We start from the raw sequence: 15,518 nt of genomic DNA on the forward strand, positions 1-15,518 counted from the left end.
CCTGCAACGGGGCCACCGTCGTACCCCCGGGCCAGGATGGCCGGCGTGGACCAGCGACCGATCCGCCGGATCAAGCCCGACCGCACCGCGCCACCCACCGCCGAGCAGCGGGCGCGCTGGCCGCTGACCGTGCCGGCGGTGGCCCAGCTGGTCGACGAGGGGCTGGAGCTGCCTGCCGGGGCGCTGGTGCTGGTCGGCGAGAACGGGTCGGGGAAGTCGACGGTGATGGAGCTGCTCGCGGTCACCCTGGGGCTGAACCCGGAGGGCGGCTCGGCGAACGTCCGGCACCGCACCCGGCCCAGCGAACCGGAGTCGCTGGGGCTGCTGGTCGAGCGCAGCCCGGGCGCCTCGCGCTGGGGCTACTTCCTGCGCGAGGAGACGCTGCACGGTCTCTACAGCTACCTGGAGTCGGTCGGCGGCGGCCCCGCCCTCCACGAGCTGTCCCACGGCGAGGCGTTCCTCGAGGTGCTCACCAGCCGGGCGAGCGGCCAGGGCACGTACCTGCTGGACGAGCCGGACGCCGCGCTGTCCTTCGGCGGCAGCCTGGCCCTGGTCGCGCACCTGCTGGCGCTGCTCGACCGGGGCGCGCAGGTGGTCATCGCCACCCACTCCCCCGTCGTCGCGGCGCTGCCCGGCGCCACGTTGCTGGAGGTCGGCGAGTGGGGCATGCGGCCGGCGGTCTGGTCCGAGCTGGAGCTCACCGCGAGCTGGCGGCAGTTCCTCGCCGGCCCCGAGCCGTTCCTGCGCCACCTGCGCTGACCCGCCACCGCACCAGCTGTGACGCGGCCCACTGTCCCGGGTCGGGTGTCCGGCGTGGACGGCGCGGGCACCCGCGGCGCATCATTGGCAGTCGCCGGGGTCGAGTGCCAGCCCGGCCACGAGACGAGGAGCTCACAGCACCGTGCCCACCTACCAGTACGTCTGCACCAACCCCGAGGTCAAGCACGAGTTCGAGCGCGTGCAGTCCTTCAGCGACCCCGCGGTCACGACCTGCCCCGAGTGCGAGGCACCGGTGCGCAAGGTCTACGGCTCGGTCGGTGTGGTGTTCAAGGGCTCGGGCTTCTACCGCACCGACAGCCGCTCCGGGAACGGCAGCAAGGACGCCGGCACCAGCTCCTCGAGCACCTCGACGGCGAAGAGCGGCGACTCCAGTTCCAGTTCCAGCTCGACGAGCAGCTCCAGCTCCAGCAGCAGCTCCTCGGGGTCGAGCAGCACCTCCGGCTCGGGCAGCAAGGCCGCCAGCTGAGCTGACGCCGGCCGGCCCCCGCCGACCGTCGTCCACAACCGGCCCCTCCGTCCCCAGGCCCCGGCACGACGGCGACAACCGCTCGCGCCGGGGCGACGCTGGGCCGGTGATCCGCCTCCGCCGCCCACGCTCCCCCGCACACCTGGTCCGCCAGGTGGCCGCCGCCGCGCTCGCCGGGCTGGCCCTGGTGCTCGCCCTGCAGCCGGCACCGACGCCCCCGGCCGGGCCGGTCACCGTGCCGGTCGTGGTCGCGGCTGCCGACCTGCCGGCCGGCACGGCGCTGACCGCCGATGCGCTCACCGTCGCCCGGCTGCCCGACACCGCGGCGCCCGCCGGCGCCGCCGCCGGGCCAGACGCGCTAGCCGGGCAGGTGCTCGCGTCCCCGGTGCGCGCCGGGGAGCCGGTCACCGACGTCCGGCTGGTCGGGCCCGGGCTGTGGTCGGCGGTCCCCGCCGGCCAGGTCGCCGCCCCGGTGCGGCTGGCCGACCTCGCGGTGGCCACCCTGCTGCGCCCGGGTGACCGGGTCGACGTGCTGGCCACCGTCGACCGGGGCGACCCGACCGAGCCGACGGTCGAGGTGGTGACCACGGGAGCCCTGGTGCTCACCACCCCCGCCCCGGCGGACGACGGCCCGGCCCCGGGCGCCGGCGGCGGCCTGCTGGTCCTGGCCGTCACCACGGACACCGCGGCGCGGCTGGCCGCCACCGCGGCCACCGGCACGCTCACGGTTACCCTCGGCCGGCCGTGAGCGCGGGGCCGCCACGGGCGCCCGCCCGACCGAGGGGTGCACCGATGCTGAGGGGCTTCAAGGACTTCCTGCTGCGCGGGAACGTCGTCGACCTGGCCGTCGCGGTGGTGATCGGCGCCGCGTTCACCGCGGTCGTCAACGCCTTCGGCGACTCGTTCCTCACCCCGTTGCTCGGCCTGCTGGGCGGCGGCGGGGAGCTCGGCGGCGAGGTCGTCATCGACGGGCAGCGCTTCACCTGGGGTGCGTTCCTCAGCCAGGTGATCTCGTTCCTGCTGACCGCCGCGGTGCTGTACTTCGTCGTGCTGCTGCCGATGCGCGCGCTGGTCGAGCGGCGCGAGCGCGGCGAGGAACCGGGGCCGGCCGCCCCTACCGACGTGGAGCTGCTCACCGAGATCCGCGACCTGCTCCGCGCCCAGCAGGGCACCAGCACGTCCGGGACGGCGACGCCGGCCGAGGGTCGCTGAGGCTCAGTCGCTGCCCCAGTGCGGCGGGCGGTCCTCCAGGTACCGCCGGTCCGCGTCGTCGGGGTCGGTCAGCCGCTCGCCCCAGCCGATGTCGCTGTCGTCCGGTGCCCGCTCGGGCCGGGGCGGCTGCACGGCGGGGCGGCGGGGCTGGTCGTCGGGTCCGGTCACGCGACGAGGGTAGGTCGGCTCGATCAGCCGACCGGCTGCCCCAGGCCCTCGAGCACCTCGGCGCCGGGGAGGCCGGCCAGCACCGCGCCGGGCACCGCGAGCTTGCTCCCCCGGGTGCCCGAGCCGATCACCAGCAGGTCGCTGGCGGCCACCGCGGCGTCGACCAGCACCGGCCACCCGGCCGGCAGCCCCACCGGCGTGATGCCGCCGTAGGCCATGCCGCTCTCGGCGACGGCGACGTCCTGCGGGGCGAAGGAGACCTTGCGCGCGCCCAGGTGCCGGCGGACCAGCCCGTTCACGTCAGCGCGCGTGGTGGCCAGCACCAGGCAGGCGGCCAGCGTGGTCTCCCCCGCCCGCCGGGCGGCGACCACCACGCAGTTGGCCGAGGCGGCCAGCGGCACCTGGTAGGTGTCGGTGAAGTCGGCGGTGTCGGCCGCGCCGTCGTCGATCGCGGCGACCCACGCCGGGCCGGTCAGCGACGGGACGGCGGCGGCCACGGGGGCGGCCAGCAGCTCGGGGTGCTCGGCGGCGGGCAGCCAGCTCAGCGTGCCCAGGGACGGTGCGACGTCGGCCATGCCCCGATCGTGCGGCACGCCCCGCCCCGGCGAGCGGCCGGGGTGCTGCGGTCGGTGGCCGGACCACCGCTGTCGCGGGCCGGGCACCCGGGAGAGGATGCCGGTCATGATCGGTCAGCTGCACTCGGTGGTCATCGACGCACCCGACGCCCACGCCCTGGCGACCTTCTACGCGGGCCTGCTCGGCATGGAGGTGCACGGCTCCCCCGGGGACGACTGGGTCACCGTCACCGGCGCCGGGTACCGGATCTCCTTCCAGCAGGCCCCCGACCTGGTGCCGCCGGACTGGCCCGACCCGGCCCGCCCGCAGCAGTTCCACCTCGACATCCGGGTGGCCGACATCGATGCCGCGGAGCCACAGGTGCTCGAGCTCGGCGCGCGGCGGCTGCCCGGCGGCGGTGGCGACTTCCGCGTCTACGCCGACCCGGTGGGCCACCCGTTCTGCCTGGTCTGGGACGCCGCGTGACGCCGGACCTGAGCACCGCCAGCGCGTTCGTCGCCGCCAGCGGGCTGGAGCTCGCCGAGGTCAGCGGCAGCCGCGTCACCGGCTCGGTGGAGCTGGGGCCGCAGCACCACACGCCGTGGGGCGTGGTGCACGGCGGCGTCTACTGCACGCTCGTCGAGTCCGCCGCGAGCATCGGTGCCAGCCTCGCGGTCACCGAGCGCGGACAGTTCGCCGTCGGGGTGAACAACAACACCGACTTCCTGCGCCCGGTCACCGCCGGCCGGGTCGAGGTGCTGGCCGAACCGGTCCAGCAGGGGAAGACGCTGCAGCTGTGGCTGGTCACCCTCACCCGCGCCGACGACGGCAAGGTCGTCGCCCGCGGGCAGGTGCGGCTGCAGAACGTGCCGCTGCCGGCGGAGTGACCGCCTCCGCGGATCAGGCGGTCGCCGCCGCGGTCGCCGTCGCCCGGCAGCACGGCATCCGGGTCGAGGACCCCGCGCTGCTGTCCTGGGGGGTCAACGCGGTGGTGCACCTGCCTCCGGCGCCGCTGGTGGCCCGGGTCGCGGTCTACACGCCGCTGCTCCGCCCGCAGGTCCAGGAGCCGTTCGCCCGGGAGGTGGCGCTGGGGACGGCGCTGGCCGCGGCCGGGGCGGCGGTCGTCCCGCCGTCGGACCTGCTGCCACCGGGCCCGCACCAGCACGACGGACTGACCGTGTCGTTCTGGCGACATGTCGACGTGTCGCCGGATCGACCGACGGCCCAGGAGGCCGGCCGTGCGCTGGCCGAGCTGCACGAGGTGCTCGAGACCCTGCCGCCGTTGTGGACCGGCTCGCCGCTGGACCGGCCGCTGGCGGACCTGGCCGTCTTCCTCGACCGCGGCACGGAGCTGGGCGCCGACCCCGCGGTGCTGCAGCAGGCCGGCGACCTGCTGGCCGAGCTGCGGCCGCGGCTGAGCGGCGAGGAGATGACCCTGCACGGCGACACCCACCCCGGGAACCTGCTGGTCACTGCCGACGGGCTGCGCTGGACCGACCTGGAGGACACCTCCCGCGGCCCCCGGGCCTGGGACCTGGCCAGCCTGCGCAGCACCGCCCGCCTCGACGGCCGGGCCGCGCTGGACGCCATGCCCGACCCGGTGCACGACGCCGAGCTGGCGCCGTTCGTCTGGTTCCGGCAGCTCTACGCGAGCGCCTGGTGGTTCGTGCACGCGGCGCGCGAGCCGGCGGACCTGCCCGAGGCCCGCACCCGGCTGGCCGCCGCGATCGCGGAGGTCGGCGCCGGCCTCCGGTGAGCCCCGGTCAGCTCTTCTCGGCCGCGATCTGGATCAGGTTGCCGCACGTGTCGTCGAGCACGGCGGTGGTGACCACGCCCATGTCCGTCGGCGGCTGGGTGAACCGCACGCCCAGCGCGGTCAGCCGGTCGTACTCCGCGGCCACGTCCGCGACGAGGAAGGACGTGAACGGGATGCCGTCGGCGACGAGCGCCTGCTTGAACGGCCGCGCCGCCGGGTGCTCGTCGGGTTCGAGGGAGAGCTCGGTGCCGTCGGGGTCCTCGGGTGAGACGACGGTGAGCCAGGAGTGCTCCCCGAGCGGGATCTCCCGCTTCGGCACGAAGCCGAGCACGTCGGTGTAGAAGCGCAGCGCCTTGGCCTGGTCGTCGACCAGCACGCTCATGACGTTGATCCTCATGGGTCCTCCTCCGGGTGGGGACCCGTCCACCGCCGTGTCAGCTCGCGCAGCGGCGCCGGGTCGAGATGGTGGAACGTGTAGCGGCCCTCCCGCCTGGTCCGCACGAGACCGGCCGACGTCAGGACGCCGACGTGTTGCGAGACCGCCTGCCTGCTCGACCCCAGGCCGTGCTTCGTGGCGAGGCGGGCGCAGAGCTCGAACAGCGTCTGCCCGTCCCGGTCCGTGAGCTCGTCGAGGATCGCCCTGCGGGTGGGATCGGCGATCGCCTTGAACACGTCACCCACGGGACGAGACGTTAGGCAAGCAGCGACTTGCCTGTCAACGGGTCCTGGCGCCGCAGGCCCTCGGGGACTGCACCCGGGTCCAGCACCACCCGGAACAGTGCCCGCGGGTCCTGCAGGGTGGCCGGTGGCCGGGCCGCCGCACGGGGCACCACCGAGGTGAACCGGGCCGCGCGCCGGTGCGGCAGCAGCTCGCGGCCGGCGAAGGCGTAGTCGCCGACCACCTCACCGAGCAGCAGCCCGGCGCCGTGCTCGATCGGCAGGCCGACCAGGTCACCGGGGGCCACCTCGTCCAGGAAGGCCGACAGCTGCCGCAGGTCCTTGGCCGGACGGCGGCCGGACAGCTCCTTGGACAGCGCCCGCAGCTCGGCCGGTGACATCCCGGTCGCGTCGACGTCGACGCCGGACTGGGTGCCCAGCCCGACCACCCCGGTGGCCAGCGCGGCACCCAGCTCGTTGTGCGCCCGCGGTCGCACGACCCACACCGGCACGCCCTCGGGCGCGGGGACCGGCGGGACGTCGTCCGCGCCGGGCCACTTGTAGGGCAGGTCGTCGGGGTCGGCGGGGAAGCGCGCGCGGTAGAAGCCCGGGTCCTTGGCCAGCAGGTTCGACCGGTGCGACAGGTGCAGCTCCTCGTCCCCCACCCAGCTCGGCAGCAGCCCGGCCGCGGCCGCCTCGGCCTGGGTCATCCGCGCCGCGTCCGGGGCGAACTCGCTGATGAGCGTCTCGGTGCTGTCGGCGAAGCCACGTTCGCGCCAGACGCGCACCATCGCCAGCGCGTAGACGACCAGCCCCGCCGTGTGCCCGCGCCACATGGTGACGACCGGGTGGTTGGCCCAGCCGTAGTCGGGCAGTTCCAGGGCGCGCAGCACCTGCAGGCACTCCACCCGCTGCTTGCCGAGGCGGGGGTTGTCCAGGAGCCGGGCGGACTCGGTGAAGTCGGCGACCGGCAGGAAGGTCTGCATCACCGTCCATCCTCGGTCAGCCGGCCGCGGCCCGCCGGTTCAGCGGCCGTCGTCGATGCGCCCCACCCGGCGGCTCATCCCAGCCGGCGGGCCAGCTCGGGCAGGACGACGCCGAGGGGCGCGTCGACCCGGACGGTGGCCTTCGCGTCGCCGCGGGTGGCCCCGGAGTTGACGATCCCCACCGGGATGCCGCGCTTGGCCGCGGCGATGACGAACCGGTAACCGCTCATCACGGTCAACGACGAGCCCAGCACCAGCAGCGACCGGGCCTCGTCGACCAGCGCGAAGCAGGTGTCCACCCGGTCGCGCGGCACCGTCTCGCCGAAGAAGACGACGTCGGGCTTGAGCGGGCCGCCGCCGCAGGCCAGGCAGTCGACCATCACGAACCCCGCCAGCGCCTCGTCGGGCAGCTCGACGTCGCCGTCCGGATTCACCTCATCGGTGACCTCCGGCCGGAAGCCGGGGTTGACCGCGCGCAGCCGGGCGTCCAGTTCGGCCCGGTCGGCGACGTCGCCGCAGGCCAGGCAGATGGTCCGGTCCAGCCCGCCGTGCAGCTCCAGCACGTCGCGGGCACCGCCGGCCTGGTGCAGCCCGTCGACGTTCTGGGTGATGACCGGGCCCACCGCGCCGGCGGCCTGCAGAGCGGCGACGGCGACGTGGACGGCGTTGGGCCGCGCCCCGGCGATCTGCCGCCAGCCGATGTGGCTGCGCGCCCAGTAGCGGTGCCGGCCCCGCGGGTCCCCGGTGAAGGTCTGCCAGGTCATCGGGGTGTGCCGGCGCAGCGAGCCGGTGGCGCCGCGGTAGTCCGGGATGCCGGAGTCGGTGGACAGCCCGGCGCCGGAGAGCACCAGCACGCCGCCGTCGGTGAGCAGGCCGGTGAGCTCGTCGAGGCCGTCGACGGCCGGAGGTGCTGCGGTCACCGCACCATCGTCCCCGGCAGAGGCCCGGCGCGCCCGTGCCGCGGTGGCTCAGCCGGCGGTGGCCAGCACGCCGCCGTCGACCAGCAGCCCGGTGACGTCGTCGGCGTCGACCGCCGGGGCGAACAGCCAGCCCTGGGCGGTGCGACAGCCCAGCCGCAGCAGCGCGTCGCGCTGCGGCTCGGTCTCCACGCCCTCGGCGATCACCGCCAGGCCCGCGGCCTCGGACAGGGCGAGCACCGCGCGGACGATGCCGGTGCTCAGCCGGGCGTCGTCGCCGTCCGTCCCGAGCTCGGCGACGAAGGACCGGTCGATCTTGAGGGTGTCGACCGGCAGGTCGCGCAGGTGCGCCAGGTTGGAGTAGGAGACGCCGAAGTCGTCGAGGACCAGGCCCACCCCCGCGGCCCGCAGCCGGTGCAGCTCAGCGAGCTGGCCGGCGGTCTTCTCCAGGCTCTCGGTGACCTCCAGCCGCAGCGAGCCGGGAGGTACGCCGTGCCGCCGCACGGTGTCCAGCACCCGGTCCACGAACAGCGGGTCCTCCAGCTGGACCGCGGACAGGTTCACCGACGCCCGCAGGTGCTCGGCGTCGGGCAGGGCGCGCCAGCGGGCCAGCTCGTGGCAGGTCTGCTCGACCACCCAGTCGCCGATCGGGCCGATCGCGCCGGTCTCCTCGGCCAGCGGCACGAAGACGTCCGGCGGGACGTCGCCGACGCCGGGGCGCCGCCAGCGCAGCAGCGCCTCGACGCCCTCGAGCCGCCCGTTGGCCAGCGCGACCATCGGCTGGAAGACCACGCGGAGCTCCCCGCGGGCCAGCGCCCCCTGCACCTCCTGGCGCAGCGAGAGCCGCTGCACCGACCGCTGGGCGGCGGCGGCGTCGAAGACCTGCACCCGCCCGCGCCCGGCCCGCTTGGCCTCGTACATCGCGGCATCCGCGTCGCGCAGCAGGTCGCTGACCGCCGCCGGGCCGGCCCGGTCGCCGAGCGCACCGCCGACGCTGGCCCCGATCCGGACCAGCTCGTCGTCGAGGGAGAACGGCCGGCGCAGCGCGCCCAGCATCCGCTCCCCGACGGTGGCCAGCACGGTCCGGTCCGCGTCGTCGGCCAGCACCACGACGAACTCGTCCCCGCCGAGGCGGGCCAGCAGGTCGCCGGGGCGGAGGCACTCGCGCAGCCGGTCGGCCACCTGGCACAGCAGGTCGTCCCCGGCCTCGTGGCCCAGCCGGTCGTTGACCGCCTTGAACTCGTCGAGGTCGCAGAAGAGCACCCCCACCGGGCCGGTCCGCGGCCCGGCCAGCCGGTCGGCCAGCACCCGGCGCACCAGGGCCCGGTTGGCCAGGCCGGTGAGCGGGTCAGAGGTGGCCTGCAGCCGCAGCTCGTCCTCCAGCCGGCGGCGCTCGCCGACGAAGCGGGAGGACAGCACGGTGCTGTCGGCGTCGCCGGGGGCGACCGCCAGCCGGGTCTCCACCCAGGCCCAGTCATCGGTGCCCTGGCGCAGCCGGTGCTCGACGCTGCTCACGTCCGGGCAGGCGGCGAGCGCCTCCCGGACGGCGGTGCGGTCGTCGGGGTGCACCCGGTCCAGCCAGTCGGTGCCGACCAGCTCCGAGGGGCCGGCGCCCAGCCCGCGGGCGTAGGACGGGGACGCCCAGCGGACCGTGCCGGGCCGCTCGACGACGGCGACCATGTCGCTGATCGCGTCGGTGAGCACCCGCAGCCGGGACTCGCTGTCGGCCAGGGCGGAGTACAGCCGGGCGTTGACCAGGGCCGCGGCGACGTAGCCGGCCAGCAGGCAGGCGGCGTCCACCGCGGCGGAGGTGAAGGCCCCGGGCCGGGGGTCGACCGCGTACAGCAGCGCCACCGGCTCGGCGTCCACGACCACCGGGATGCACAGCAGTGCCCGGCCGTCACCCCGCAGGTGTGCGGGCAGCGCACCCGGGCCGGCGGCCATGTCGTGGATGACGTGCGGCTCACCGCGGCAGGCCGCCGGCCAGGCCCGCAGCTCCTGGACCGGGCGGGGCCACAGCGCGACGTCGCCATCCGGCCACGCCGCCCGGGCGGTGAGCGACGCGACGCCGTTCTCGACGGTGACCGCGCTCGTCCAGCGGGCGTCGCTGACGGTGGCGAGGATCCGTGCCGCCTCCTCCAGCAGCGGCTGGCGCGTGAGGTGGCGGGTGAGCCGCGAGCCCGCGGCGGCCAGCCGCTCGACCGTGCGCCGCCGGTCGGCGTCCTCCAGGGAGGAGCGCAGCCGCTGGGCGATGGCGCGCAGCATGAGCAGGTCGGCCGGGCCCAGGCCCGACGGGGTGGAGAACAGCAGGAGCAGCGCCGGCCCCGGCTGGTCGCCCATCGCCACCGGGACGAGCACCACCTGCTCAACGGCCACCCCCGCGACGACCGGCGGGCGGGCGCCGGGCGGGGGCGACCACGTCACCGGGGTGCGGGCTGTGAACAGGTCGGCGGCACCGGGCAGCTCCGGCAGGGCGATGGCGTGCTGGTCCCCGAAACCGCAGGCGGCGGCGACGTCCATCCCGTCGGGGCCGGTGCGCCCCCACAGCACGAGGTCGGCGGAGAAGACCTCCGACAGCGCCTCGACCGCCCGGGCGGCCAGCTGCTCGGGGTTCCCGCCCTGTCCGATGACGTCCAGCATGCGGACCAGGCCGGCGGAGTGCCGGTAGGCGTCCTGTGCGGCCGACTGCGCCTGGGCGATCATCGCCCACAGCTCGCCGGACTCCGGCTCGGCTGCTGCCGAGCTGCCTCGCCACCGCAGCCGGGGCGGGGCAGCGGGGTCGGCGGTCACAACGCCAGCGCGGTCAGGGTGGCGTTGTGCACGCCACCGGCGCCGCGGGAACGGGAGAACTCGCCGTAGGTGTAGAGCCCGAACGCGGTGGCCTCGCCCGCCGCGCGCTGCAGCCGGTCGATCTCCGCCACGACGTCGTCGCCGAGGATGGACTGCCGAGCTGCGCAGTCGAAGGTGAGCAGCACCCGCTCCTGTCCGGTGGTCAGCGCCTGGGCGGCGACGTCGTCGACGACCGAGAGCAGCACGTCCCGCTCGGCGCTCATCACCTGGACGGCGGCGAAGGTGGGCACGGGCTCGAAGCAGGTCAGGTCGCCGGACTCGGCGGTGAAGACCGCCCGGACCAGGTGCGACCCGTCGGGTTCGAGGACCCCGAGGGCGTAGGAGCTCTCGACGGCAGCCTCGCTGAGCCCGCGGCGCAGCAACTCGTCCCGATCGACGGCCTCGCCGTAGACGGCGGCACCGGGCCGGCCGCCGATCTCGTGGATGACGGCCTGCTCGGCGTGGGTGACCAGCTGTGGTGGCCCGATCGGGGCCCAGCCGTGCGCGGTGGCCACGTGCAGCGGGCGCGGGGAGGCGATCCACACCCCGACGGCGACGTCGGTACGGGCGGCGCCGTCGACGAGGACGCTGGTGCGGGTCAGCTGCCAGTCGTCACCGGCGGTCCCGCCGACGATCGGCACGCTGGCCCCGGCCGCCCGGTGCGCCCCCGCGACGACCGACTGCTGGCCGCCGACCAGGCCGTCGGTGAGCAGCAGCAGCGCGGCGTGCGGCAGGTCGTGGTCGCCGCTGGCGGCGCGCGCGGCGCGGACCACCTCGGCACCGACCTCGGTGGGCCGGGTGCTCATGCCCTCGGCCCAGCCGACCCCGAAGCGGTAGTCCCCACCGGCGAGGACCAGGACGGCGACGCCGGTGCCCGGGCCCGCGACCTGCGCGCCGGCGAAGTGCCCGCAGCTGGAGGCCCCGACGAGCGGGGCGTCGCCGGTCACCGAGCGGACACCGGCCAGCAGCTCGGTGAGGTCGTAGCGGACCGAGGTGTAGACCAGCACGAGAGCGGGGCTCCCCGACGGCAGCCCGGCGACCGCCGCCGCGGCGGCGGCGCGGCCGGCCTCGGTGGCGTCCGGGTCCGAGCTGAGCCCGGTGCCGTGTCGGAGAGCGTTCACGGGGGTGTTGTCGACAGGTGCCCCCGGCTCCCTGACGGGGGCCTCATCCCCAGGGGGGAGACCGCTCAGCCGGTGGTGACGGCCTGCTCCAGCCGGTCGAGCACCGCGGTGTGGATCCGGCCGAGCCCCTTGGGTGCGAAGGTCCGCTCGAAGAACCCGCCGACGCCGCCGGCGCCGGTCCAGGTGCTGGTCACCCGCACCGTGCTCACCCCGTCGTCGGCGCGGGAGACGCGCCAGGTGGTGACCATGCTGGAGTTCGCGTCGGTCTCCACCAGCGAGCCGTCGGGACCTTCGCTGACGGTGACGTCCTGCACCCGCGCCCGCTTGGACGTCGCCTGCAGCCGCCAGTGCGCGCGGGTGCCGGCACCGGTCCCGCCGGCGTCCACCCGGTACTCGCTGTACTGCTCGGGGAGGATCCGCGGGCGGGTGACGGCGTAGTCGGCGAGCGCGGCGCGCACCTGCTCGGCGGGCGCGCGGACGATCCGTTCGGTGGTGGCGACGACCTGACCCATGCCGGCCATCCTCCCCCGCCGGGGTCAGGCCCCGCCCAGGCCCTCCTCGTTGTTGAGGTACTGGCAGCGGAACCGGGCGCCGGCCATCGCCTCGGTGAAGCGGGCCTCCCACAGCGGGTCACGGGCCGGGAACGTCTCGAAGACCCGCTCCTCGAGCACCTCGGGCCGTCCGTCCGGGCCGGTGCAGGCCCGGCGCAGCAACACCCGGGTCACGCCGTCGACCTCGTCGTGGGCGGTCGTCCAGCGCGCCGCGGCGATCGCCTGGGCGCGCAGGGCCCGATCACGGTCGTTGAGCGCCGGGGGCCCGCCCGGGCCGCGCAGCGCCACCGCACCCAAGGCCACGATGACGCCGAGCAGGGCCAGCACCACGACGACCGCGATCACCGCACCCATCCCTGCACGGTAACCAGCCGCGGTGCCCGGTGCTCCTGCTCAGGCGGCCGTGCGTGGCGTCAGGCCAGCTCCTGCACCACGGGGCGGAGTTCGGTCACCAGCGCCGTCGGGTCCCGGAGCAGCCCCGGTGACACGAGGACGTGCGCGTCCGCCACCCGTCGCCACGTCCGACCGGCGACGGGGACCTCGTCGATGCGCAGGGTGAACGGCTCGGCCGGTCGTCCCAGGGCCAGCTCGACCTCCGCGACCAACTCCCCGAGGGGCAGCCGGCGGCCGATCATGTACTCGGCATGGTCGCGCCTGCCGTTGCTCGACCAGCGCACGGCGACGTCGAAGTGCTGCCGCAGCAGCCGTTGCACGGCCGGGGCTGCGTCGAACGCCGGGAAGTCGGGCGGCTGCAGCTCCACCACTGCCCCCGGCCCGGTGGTGAGGGCGCGAGACCACCATGCGTCCCAGTCCGCCCTGGTCCCGGCGGGGGCGGAGGCGGCTTCGCTGCGTGCGACCGGCGGTGAGACCCCGGGCAGGTCGGCCGGGCCGGTCTCGCTGACCAAGCCGGCGACGTCCCGGATGTACAGCGCGATGGCGAGCACCTGCGGATGGTCGACGACGATCTGCCAGCTCGGTCTCCCCGCTTCTCGCACACCGACTCCCTTCCGTCACCGCTGGTGACGCCTGGGCTGCTCGCGACCGCTCGCTGCCGAACCTAGTCGGCGGCGAGCTCGGGGACGACGACCTCGGCGACCCGCTTCTCCACCCGACGCTGGGTCTCGACGTCGAAGACCTGGGCGAACTTCTCCCGGGGGCGGTGCACCAGCGGGCCGATGTTGTCGCCCTTCCAGGTCTCGAAGTCCTTGATCAGCGCCTGCGCCGCCCCGGCCCGCCCGGCGACCATCGCCGGGTCGTACGGCAGGCCGACGTCGGCGCAGGCCGAGCGGAGGACCTGCTCGGGGTGCCGGGCCAGCTGCGCGTAGGACAGCACGGTGTGCCCGGGCCGGCCGCGGTGCTCGGCGGTGATCGCCGCGCACTCGGCCCACAGGTCGACCGCCTGGTCGGGGGTGTAACTGCTCCCCCACCCCGCGGAGACCGAGCACAGGCTGGCCGCGACGTCGGCGCCGTCCCGCACGATGTGCAGGAACCGGGCGCCGGGCACCAGCTGCTGGATGCGGTCGACCGCGTAGAGGTTGGCCGGGGTCTTCTCCACCCAGGTGGTCCGGCCCCGGGACCGGGTCACCTCCTCCGCCGTCGCCAGGAACGCCTCCGCCGTGGCCCGTCCCGTCGCGGGCTCCGGCCAGTGCATCCCCGGCCGGCCGAGGAAGCCGGCGATCCCCGGCAGGTCGCGCGCCAGGTCCGGCGCCACGAGGGCGTCGAGGTCGGCCGGGAGCCGGTAGAAGAAGTGGGTCTCCGGGAACGCCTGCACGGCCGGGTGGGCGGCGAGGAAGGACTGCAGCAGCGTCGTGCCCGAGCGCGGGCAGCCGAGGACGAACAACCGCGGCAGGGTCTCCGGTGGCACGGAGGGTGATGCTCCCGGCCCGCCGGGGCGGCCGCCAGGCGAGCTGATCCGGGCGGGGCGGTCAGGCCGTCGCGGCGAGCGCACCGCGGGAGCGGACGTCGACGGTCAGCACGCTGGGGATGCGGTGCAGCCGCGCCTCCAGCAGGTCGAGCTCGTCCGGGTCGGCGATGACGTCGAGCCGGACGCTCCACCGCCCGGCGCCGGCCTCCTCGGCGTCGCACCGGGTGAGGGTGTGGTTGCGACCGATCAGCAGGGTGAGGACGCGCTGGACGCCGGGCAGGTCGGCGACCAGGACGTGCAGGACGGCGGCGTTCGGGGTGTGGCTGTGGCGTGGGAACACGGGGATACCTCCGAGTCCACTGGACTCCGGTCGGCGGGGGGCGCCCTCGGGAGCAGAGCTCACGGACCCGCCGGCACGAGGGTCACCCGCCGGCGAGCCCGCAGGTAATCAGCAGCCCGGCCACGGCGGCAGCGTACGTCGCCGGACGACGCGGGGCCAGGCCCGCGGCCTCGCGTCGTGAGGTGCCCCCGGCAGGATTCGAACCTGCGGCACACGGTTTAGGAAACCGATGCTCTATCCCCTGAGCTACGGGGGCGGCGGCGTCCATCCTGGCATGCGGCCCGCCCGCGCCCGACGAGGCGCGGGGCCGGGACGGGCGAGGGGCCCGACGGCGTCGCCGTCGGGCCCCTCACTGTCGCCGCGGTGGACGCGGCGGACGATCAGCTCTGCAGGGAGTCCACGAAGTCCGGGTTCTCCTCGAGCCAGGCGTCGACGGCCTCGGCGTAACGGCCCTCGCCGTACTCGTTGACGACCATGTTCTCCAGCGAGCCGTACTGCTCGTCGGTCAGGGAGAAGTTCTCCATCATCGACGCGACGTCGGCGCACCGGTCGGAGAAGCCCTCGGTGGCCAGGGTGTGCAGCCCCTCGGCGTCACCCAGCGCACCCTGCGGGTCCTCGAGGTCCTTGACCGGGAACTCGCTGTTGGCCCAGAACGGCCGCCACAGCGTGACGACGATGTCCTCGTTGGCCTCGGTGGCCGACTGGAGCTCGGCCAGCATCGCCGTGGTCGAGGACTCGACCAGGGTGTAGTCGCCCTCCAGCCCGTAGGCCGGCATGACGCTCTCCTTCGTCGTCCGGGTCAGCCCGGCACCGGGCTCGATGCCGACGATCCGGCCGTCGAACATCTCGGCGTTGCCGGCCAGGTCCTCGATCGAGGAGATGTCGGTGTACTCGGGGACGGCGAAGGTCAGCTTCGCGCCGTCGTACCAGGCGCCGAGGTCCTCGAGCTGGTCGCCGTACTCGGCCATGTAGTCGGCGTGGGTGACCTCGGACCAGGCGGAGGGGTAGACGTCGACGTCGCCACCGGCCAGGCCGGCGTAGAGCGGCGCGGCGTCGGCGATCTCGGTCATCTCGACCTCGATGCCCTGCTCGTCGAGGATGCCGTCCCACAGCCAGGCGATGCTCAGCCCGTCGGTCCAGGACGGGATGAAGCCCAGGTCCACCGACTCGCAGGCCGCGCCGCTGGTGGCGCCGCCGTCCGCGCTGGCGTCGGTGTCGCTGTCCCCGCCGCAGGCGGTCGCGGTGAGGGCGACCGCGGCGAGGCCGGCGGCGATCCGGGTGGTGCGGGTGGTCAGGTGCTTGTTCATCTGTTCCTC

At 75.4% G+C, this 15,518-nt stretch carries 21 protein-coding genes and 1 tRNA gene; 7 read left to right on the forward strand and 15 right to left on the reverse strand.

Features of this window, described 5'->3' with window-relative positions; all coding sequences use genetic code 11:
• Positions 1-45 precede the first annotated feature (45 nt).
• From ACI795_RS01065 to mscL, 4 genes are all read left to right on the forward strand, one after another.
• A complete protein-coding gene (locus tag ACI795_RS01065) occupies positions 46-759 on the forward strand; it encodes an AAA family ATPase (RefSeq protein ID WP_457073187.1) in 714 nt (237 codons plus the stop codon).
• Positions 760-901: 142 nt separating this feature from the next.
• A complete protein-coding gene (locus ACI795_RS01070; protein WP_457073189.1) occupies positions 902-1,246 on the forward strand; it encodes an FmdB family zinc ribbon protein in 345 nt (114 codons plus the stop codon).
• A gap of 106 nt (positions 1,247-1,352) precedes the next feature.
• The gene (gene cpaB / locus ACI795_RS01075) at positions 1,353-1,994 is read left to right on the forward strand and encodes a Flp pilus assembly protein CpaB (RefSeq protein WP_457073191.1); all 642 of its coding nucleotides are present in this window, start codon (positions 1,353-1,355) and stop codon (positions 1,992-1,994) included.
• Between the two features lie 44 nt (positions 1,995-2,038).
• The gene (mscL, locus tag ACI795_RS01080; RefSeq protein WP_457073192.1) at positions 2,039-2,458 is read left to right on the forward strand and encodes a large conductance mechanosensitive channel protein MscL; all 420 of its coding nucleotides are present in this window, start codon (positions 2,039-2,041) and stop codon (positions 2,456-2,458) included.
• Positions 2,459-2,461: 3 nt separating this feature from the next.
• Here the strand turns inward: mscL and ACI795_RS01085 are convergent, their stop codons facing one another.
• A complete protein-coding gene (locus tag ACI795_RS01085; RefSeq protein ID WP_457073193.1) occupies positions 2,462-2,626 on the reverse strand; it encodes a hypothetical protein in 165 nt (54 codons plus the stop codon).
• Positions 2,627-2,649: 23 nt separating this feature from the next.
• Complete coding sequence (locus ACI795_RS01090) at positions 2,650-3,201, reverse strand: YbaK/EbsC family protein (protein ID WP_457073195.1); 552 nt, start codon at positions 3,199-3,201, stop codon at positions 2,650-2,652.
• A 106-nt stretch (positions 3,202-3,307) separates the two neighbouring features.
• Here ACI795_RS01090 and ACI795_RS01095 point away from each other — a divergent pair, with 106 nt between their 5' ends.
• The 3 genes from ACI795_RS01095 to ACI795_RS01105 are packed head-to-tail and all read left to right on the forward strand — an operon-like array spanning position 3,308 to position 4,937.
• A complete protein-coding gene (locus ACI795_RS01095) occupies positions 3,308-3,667 on the forward strand; it encodes a VOC family protein (RefSeq protein ID WP_457073197.1) in 360 nt (119 codons plus the stop codon).
• Complete coding sequence (locus ACI795_RS01100; protein WP_457073200.1) at positions 3,664-4,068, forward strand: PaaI family thioesterase; 405 nt, start codon at positions 3,664-3,666, stop codon at positions 4,066-4,068. The genes ACI795_RS01095 and ACI795_RS01100 overlap by 4 nt, the downstream gene beginning before the upstream one ends.
• Positions 4,065-4,937, forward strand: a complete 873-nt coding sequence (locus ACI795_RS01105) for a phosphotransferase (RefSeq protein WP_457073201.1) — start codon at positions 4,065-4,067, stop codon at positions 4,935-4,937. The genes ACI795_RS01100 and ACI795_RS01105 overlap by 4 nt, the downstream gene beginning before the upstream one ends.
• A 7-nt stretch (positions 4,938-4,944) precedes the next feature.
• On the opposite strand, the gene ACI795_RS01110 is transcribed toward ACI795_RS01105, so the two are convergent.
• The 13 genes from ACI795_RS01110 to ACI795_RS01170 form a co-directional block, all read right to left on the reverse strand.
• Positions 4,945-5,334, reverse strand: coding sequence for a VOC family protein (locus tag ACI795_RS01110; RefSeq protein ID WP_457073203.1), 390 nt, complete (start codon positions 5,332-5,334; stop codon positions 4,945-4,947).
• A complete protein-coding gene (locus ACI795_RS01115; protein WP_457073204.1) occupies positions 5,331-5,609 on the reverse strand; it encodes an ArsR/SmtB family transcription factor in 279 nt (92 codons plus the stop codon). The genes ACI795_RS01110 and ACI795_RS01115 overlap by 4 nt, the downstream gene beginning before the upstream one ends.
• 20 nt (positions 5,610-5,629) lie before the next feature.
• Entirely contained in the window at positions 5,630-6,580 is a 951-nt protein-coding gene (locus ACI795_RS01120; protein WP_457073767.1) for an MSMEG_6728 family protein, read from the reverse strand.
• A 74-nt stretch (positions 6,581-6,654) separates the two neighbouring features.
• A complete protein-coding gene (locus ACI795_RS01125; protein WP_457073206.1) occupies positions 6,655-7,500 on the reverse strand; it encodes an NAD-dependent protein deacetylase in 846 nt (281 codons plus the stop codon).
• Between the two features lie 48 nt (positions 7,501-7,548).
• On the reverse strand, positions 7,549-10,287 hold the full coding sequence (locus ACI795_RS01130) for a putative bifunctional diguanylate cyclase/phosphodiesterase (RefSeq protein ID WP_457073208.1): 2,739 nt from the start codon (positions 10,285-10,287) through the stop codon (positions 7,549-7,551).
• Entirely contained in the window at positions 10,284-11,447 is a 1,164-nt protein-coding gene (locus ACI795_RS01135) for an FIST signal transduction protein (RefSeq protein WP_457073210.1), read from the reverse strand. Before ACI795_RS01135 ends, ACI795_RS01130 begins: the two co-directional genes overlap by 4 nt.
• 65 nt (positions 11,448-11,512) lie before the next feature.
• Positions 11,513-11,959 carry an SRPBCC family protein gene (locus ACI795_RS01140; protein WP_457073212.1) on the reverse strand — a complete coding sequence of 149 codons (447 nt, stop codon included), beginning with the start codon at positions 11,957-11,959 and terminating at the stop codon, positions 11,513-11,515.
• Between the two features lie 24 nt (positions 11,960-11,983).
• Positions 11,984-12,352 (reverse strand): hypothetical protein, encoded by a 369-nt coding sequence (locus ACI795_RS01145; protein ID WP_457073214.1) that lies wholly within the window; start codon positions 12,350-12,352, stop codon positions 11,984-11,986.
• A 59-nt stretch (positions 12,353-12,411) separates the two neighbouring features.
• Positions 12,412-12,942, reverse strand: coding sequence for a hypothetical protein (locus ACI795_RS01150; RefSeq protein WP_457073216.1), 531 nt, complete (start codon positions 12,940-12,942; stop codon positions 12,412-12,414).
• A 113-nt stretch (positions 12,943-13,055) separates the two neighbouring features.
• Positions 13,056-13,862 carry a sulfotransferase family protein gene (locus ACI795_RS01155; RefSeq protein ID WP_457073217.1) on the reverse strand — a complete coding sequence of 269 codons (807 nt, stop codon included), beginning with the start codon at positions 13,860-13,862 and terminating at the stop codon, positions 13,056-13,058.
• A gap of 61 nt (positions 13,863-13,923) precedes the next feature.
• Entirely contained in the window at positions 13,924-14,202 is a 279-nt protein-coding gene (locus ACI795_RS01160; protein ID WP_457073218.1) for a hypothetical protein, read from the reverse strand.
• A gap of 183 nt (positions 14,203-14,385) precedes the next feature.
• Positions 14,386-14,458 (reverse strand) — tRNA-Arg (locus ACI795_RS01165).
• Positions 14,459-14,582: 124 nt separating this feature from the next.
• Complete coding sequence (locus tag ACI795_RS01170; protein ID WP_457073220.1) at positions 14,583-15,509, reverse strand: glycine betaine ABC transporter substrate-binding protein; 927 nt, start codon at positions 15,507-15,509, stop codon at positions 14,583-14,585.
• Positions 15,510-15,518 lie beyond the last annotated feature (9 nt).

It is taken from the genome of Modestobacter sp. SYSU DS0290 (assembly GCF_054050955.1).